The sequence below is a fragment of the Desulfonatronospira sp. genome (assembly GCA_003563255.1).
Classification (GTDB): domain Bacteria; phylum Desulfobacterota; class Desulfovibrionia; order Desulfovibrionales; family Desulfonatronovibrionaceae; genus Desulfonatronospira.
In genome coordinates this window covers 1-4614 of the sequence record PWSL01000225.1, presented here as the reverse complement: position 1 = coordinate 4614, position 4614 = coordinate 1, and the positions used below count along the sequence as shown (strand labels likewise).

Genomic DNA, 4614 nt, shown 5'->3' with positions numbered 1-4614 from the left:
TAACTTCTCAATAATTCTGGGCGATCTTACACTAAGAAAATACCTGGATTCCGGCTTTCGCCGGAATGACGAATGAAAACAGGTCGTTGCATTGTGATGTCATACCGGCGGAAGCCGGTATCCAGGCATACTGCCCGGAGTTATTGAGAAGTTACCAACAATCTACATAACTCTTTGATTTTACTGACCTCCGACCTCTGACCTCTGCTATCTGACCCCTGACCTCCGACCTCTGATATCCGACCTCTGATATCTGACCTCTGACCTCTGACCTCTGACCTCTGACCTCTGATATCCGACGTCTGTGACTGCAAAAATGACTTTTAGCAGTCACATCTTATCGGGCATGCTTCCCCAAAGGCGGGCTGTGCCTGCACCCCAGGATAGAGAGTTGCTGTTGACAAAATTGGGATATTTCCGCATTTATTTTTCAACCCACCGGAAAGAGATGTTCACCATAAATCAGTGCCGGAATATCTCCGGGGTATCTTTTTAGCGCTTTTCAGGAAAGCAGGGAACAGGCACCCCCGCACTTATTTTTCTGAAGGATGATTGACGGCATTTTAAAAATAAGTGCGGGGAGAGCCAGTCCCCATGCCACATCTAAAGCGCTAAACAGATACGTGCTGGGAGAGCCAGTCCCCGGAGGTCAGCCATAAGTTTCGCTGTAGTGTTAATATCTGACTTTTTACAGTTGCATCTTCTCAGAAAGGCACTAAACTTTCCTGCATTTTATCCGAAAGATATTCTGTATCTGTAACCATTCAGTGTGTGCCGATACCGGCCTGGGGGCAGTCCCGGCAACACATCGCCAGCACAAATACAAAAGTTGCAGACGCGGAACTTTGTGAACCAGCACAATCAATTCATAGCCAGGGACAGTCCCCAGGCCTGGTGCCGGTAATTATCATCGAGGACCCCTTGAATGGTTACCTGTATGTTATGCGGGCTGATGTTATCAGGACCAATTTTTTGAATGCGGAGGTTGAAATGTCATGGATTTTCAGGCTGATTACACTGCCCCTGCTGATATTATTCCTCGGCGGGTGCACCTACTATGAGCAGCCATACCAACCCAGGCCGTCACAGCCTGTTTCCTCCCAGGTGCCAGTACCCACTGGGTATTCATTGACCACCCAGAAAAAAATGCAGGCTATGCAGCACTGGGAGGTCCTGGCTGAAGACGTGGCCTGCAGGATTGAGGATTCCCTGGAAATGCGGGCCATTGCCAAGGGCCGGTACTCCATCTATGTTGCACCTCCGGGCAGCACTCCTTTTGAAAAGGCCTTTTACAATCTTCTGCTAACCAAGATGGTTCATAAAGGCATGCGTGTTTCCAGGAGCGAAGGAGGGGCCATGGTATTATCCTTTGATCTGGAATTGGTCAGGCACAGCAGACGGGTTATAAGAACCCAGAGAGGCGTCTACAAGTCCCTTGCACCGGGAATGTTTGTCAGAAGGCAGGAGCCTGGTAAAGCATCCCCATCCACTATAAGACCCCAGGAATATCTGGTTGCCGGAGCCCAGGTCAATGTAGAGGCCGGGGCATACACCCCCGAAGTGCCGTCCATGGAGGTAATGGTTACGACTTCTCTTACACTTAACGACAACTATATCATGCGCGATTCTTCCATATATTACATAAACGATACCGATTGGGATCATTATAAGCAGCATACCATCTACAGGGATCCTTCAAAGGTTCATTATCGGCTTGTTGACTGACGGGATGTATCTTATGAGCGCTTTTATCTGGAAAGCAGGGGACTCTGATTTTGTAACAGTTTAGCCATTTGTATTGAGCATGGGGACTGGCTCTCCCCGCACTAATTTTTTAACGTGTCAGCCTTCCTTTAGAAAAATTAGTGCGGGGGTGCCTGTCCCCGGTGGCCGAGGCGATAATTTGCACAAAGTGTCGCTGTAGTGTTACCTGATTTTAAAAATCTTTATTGAATAATAAGTGCAGGTAGAGCCCTCACTGGGCAATATGCTTTGTGGATTTATCCGGAGGAGCTATGAAAAGGATTTTCAGCTTGATGCTGTTGATGTTGTTTATCATGTCCGGCCAGTATACAGTCTATGCCTGGCAGCCCCAGTTTCATTATCAAAAAGAAGGTCTTCCAGGCATCGCATATCAGGCCGCTGATATGCTGGAGTACAATATCACCAGGGATTTAAGCAGGACGCTGCCCATTATGCCCACAAGCTTCGTGGATGTCAGCGATTTGAACAGTACATCGGTGCTGGGCAGACATCTTGGAGAGCTGATTGGTTCGAGGTTGTCCCAACACGGCTATAACGTGGTGGAAATGAAGCTCAGAAAGCATTCGGTGCGCATGAGCCCCGGCAGAGGAGAATTCGCACTGTCCAGGGATATGGACCATCTAAAAAATTCCTGGAATGCCCAGGCAATTATCACCGGAACCTATCATGTGCAGGGCGAAAGGGTCATGGTTACGGCAAAGCTGGTCAAGACCACAAACAACAGCGTAATATCCTCTCATGATTTTTCGTTCAGGCTTGACGGAGACCTGAAAGCAATGACTCAGGCCGAAGATATTCCAGAAGAAAGAAGGACCGTGGACGACAGGATTATCAACGGTAAAGGTCCATTATCAGAGGGGGCCATAATTCTTAACCCCGCCAGGAGCACAGATGCCAAGCTGATCCAGAACCGGCTGGCTGAACTGGGCCTGTACCTGGATCGCATTGACGGCATCTGGGGCAGAAATTCAAAAAGGGCACTGGAGATGTTTAAAAGCAGGAACCAGTTGCCGGATCCTCAGAAATGGGACGCCCGTACTCAGATAAGACTATTCCGGGGGACCGGGCAATAATGCATATCGGGCTTGTAACTTGAGAACTTTCGAAATCCGGAACAGACTTTTCTGAGGCACCTGCAAAAAGTCAGAATTAACTGGTGGTGATAAATATGGAATATCTAACGCGGGCTTTGCCTGCAACCCAAGATAAAGCAGTGCTCTTATCCCAATTGGGACAGACCCCGCCACAATATTTTTTCGTTACTGAAATCTTTAATTCGCAAAACTGGTTGCCTTTGATCTGGTTGGTTCTTAGCGGGGACAGTCCCACTGCCAAGTGAAAGCAGGGGACAGGCACTCCTGGAACCACTTAAGCATCATTTTGTGCTCAAAACGACTCATTTTCTGGGACAAGTGGTTCCCGAAAGAGCCAGTCCCCGTACCACATCCAAAGAGCTAAGCAGATTCTACTGAATAATCGGGGGATGATATGAAAAATGGGATTTACTATGTTTTATTTATTTTGCTGCTCATGCTTCTCTTCGGCTGTACAGCCCAGCGCAGTTATTGTCAGCCGGGGGCAATCGATTGTGGTTACACAGGCAGCAATATAGTCCTGGAGCCGGTGCCATTGGGTTGGCGCAGCTACCATCCGTGCACATTTCAACCCAGGATTCTTCCCTTCAAGGTCAGCCCTTACTGCCTGCATTGCGGGTACTGGACTCGCCCTGCTGATGTAAGATATAAATCGGCTGCGCCTGGTCGCTGGTATCCAAAGTATTACGGACGTTACAGGTGCTGCTGGTAGGTTGTGACTGCAATAAGTCCATCTGATCCCGCCAAGAGGCGTATCCTTGGTCATTAAAAGCTGACTATGCCCGCAACCAAAAACATATTCTCACGCAAAGGCGCCCCAGTTAAATGGCTCCGCCTTCACTTCGTGAATTCAACAGGGCTGGCAAAGGTCGCCAAGGAAGACAGGACAATTTTTTTCATTTGTCACTCGTTTCGGGTAACAAATGAAAAGGCAGCCTCTAAAAAAATAAGTGCCGTGGTGCCTGTCCCCACACACACTTTGTAACAGGCTTTCAACGGTTAAGTCACTGACAGTAACGGTATATTGGTATTTTGAACATCCCTAAGCGCCTAATTGTCAACACTGCAGCGAATCTTTGTGTTCTTTTTATTGCCTCGGCCACCGGGGACATTCCAGGTTAAATAAAGTGTCACTGTAGCGATAAATGATCCATATTCAGCAGGATCAGTCATTCGCAACCATTCAGGGGGAGGCCGGGTGCCGACGATCACTACCGAGGACCCCCGGAAGGGTTACAGTCATTCTGACTTTTTGAGTTGCATTATTTTTATTTCAGGTTGATTCACCCAGGCCCTGCAGAAGCGCCAGGATGTTGTCTCCCAGAACTTCGTGGTTGTAACCGCCTTCCAGTACAGCAAATATCCGGCCAGGGCAGTTACCTGCAGCCAAAATGCCTACCTGCCTGCCGATTTCATGGTAATCCTGCGTGCTCAGGTATCCTCCCCAGTCCAGGACGTGGCGGTCGAATCCGGCCGAAACAGCTATAATATCAGGTTCTCCAGCCCTTTTCAGTTCCTGGGGCAATTCTTCCATGTCTCCCATGTGCTGATATGTTACATCTTCACGGCCCAGGAAAAAGCCCTGGGTGCCGTCTCCGAAATGCAGGTCTATATCCAGGATATAGGCTGAATTTATATCACCTCTGCGGATAAGTCTTTCTACAGCTATGGCCACATTGTTGAACCAGCAGAACCCCCAGCAGAAATCCGGGCTGGCGTGATGTCCTGGAGGGCGGATGAGACCAAAGGCCGGCTC

Annotated in this window: 2 protein-coding genes and 1 pseudogene; 2 read left to right on the top strand and 1 reads right to left on the bottom strand. The window is 48.8% G+C overall.

The annotated features are described in order from the left end of the window. Positions 1–990 precede the first annotated feature (990 nt). Together QZP87_RS06640 and QZP87_RS06635 are read left to right on the top strand one after the other, a co-directional pair. The gene (locus tag QZP87_RS06640; protein ID WP_291322135.1) at positions 991–1725 is read left to right on the top strand and encodes a hypothetical protein; all 735 of its coding nucleotides are present in this window, start codon (positions 991–993) and stop codon (positions 1723–1725) included. A gap of 290 nt (positions 1726–2015) precedes the next feature. Next, positions 2016–2837 carry a FlgO family outer membrane protein gene (locus QZP87_RS06635; RefSeq protein WP_291322134.1) on the top strand — a complete coding sequence of 274 codons (822 nt, stop codon included), beginning with the start codon at positions 2016–2018 and terminating at the stop codon, positions 2835–2837. A 1294-nt stretch (positions 2838–4131) separates the two neighbouring features. Here QZP87_RS06635 and QZP87_RS06630 read toward each other — a convergent pair. Then, positions 4132–4614 (bottom strand): annotated as a pseudogene (locus tag QZP87_RS06630) (histone deacetylase family protein); the annotation flags it as partial.